Source organism: Methylobacterium sp. CCH5-D2, assembly GCF_001556475.1.
Taxonomy (GTDB): Bacteria; Pseudomonadota; Alphaproteobacteria; order Rhizobiales; family Beijerinckiaceae; genus Methylobacterium; species Methylobacterium hispanicum.
Window position 1 is genome coordinate 1 of record NZ_LSIX01000111.1, and the last position, 838, is coordinate 838.

1 protein-coding gene is annotated in these 838 nt (G+C 73.0%); it reads right to left on the reverse strand.

Features of this window, described 5'->3' with window-relative positions:
• Positions 1–702 (reverse strand): YdcF family protein (locus AX737_RS02290; RefSeq protein ID WP_066918685.1); only part of this gene is annotated, 702 nt, incomplete at its 3' end.
• Positions 703–838 lie beyond the last annotated feature (136 nt).

Sequence of the window (838 nt, forward strand, 5' to 3'; positions counted from 1 at the left end):
GGACTGCTCGGGATCGTCCTCGAAGCGGGTCCGCAGCCACGCCACTAGGAACTTCGCGTACTCGGCCGCGAGCAGCCGCGCGGTGCCCGCGCATTGCCACCAGCGCCCGGCATCGAACCCGTCCGCCACGACGGGGTGCGGGATGACGTGGTCGGCGCCCTCCAGCACGTGGTCGAGCTCGATCAGGGTCCGCGGCATGTGGTAGTTCGAGGTCACCACCGCGACCGTGCTGAAGCGGTGCCGGCGCATCCAGCGGCGCGTCTCGATGGCGTTGCCGATGGTGTTGCGCGCCCGGTAGTCGAGATCGACGCAGCAGGCGATCAGGTCGCGCTGGCTCGGGTTGAGCCGGGCGATCTCGTCGCGGCTGGTGCGCTCGTTGACGCCCGTGATCAGCAGCCGCCGCCCGTAGCCGCTGGCCAGGAGGTCGATCGCGTCGCCGATGCGCTGGGCGCCGCCGGTCAGCACCACGATCCCGTCGGCCCGGTCGGGCGGCACGCGCTCCATCCGGGCGAGCCCGTCCACGAAGCCGAGGAAGCCGAGGCCGAGCGCGACGCCGCCGAGGGCTGACCCGCCCAGCAGGCCGAGACCGAGGCGATGCAGGCGGGTCGTCCGGCGCGGGGCGACGACCGGCTCGCCCGTGCGCGCCGCGTCCCAGCGCCAGCCGAAGGGCTCGCCCGCGTTCGGTTCGGAAGCGCACGGCATACGCGTGGACATTCTCCGGCAGGATAACCCCGATTGCGGCGAGGCGGAGGCGCGGGGACGCGGGCGGGATGCCCTGGGGGCATTGCGCGCCCCAGTGGTTGACGAATGGTTAACGCGCGGGTTCCGGGCCTCATCC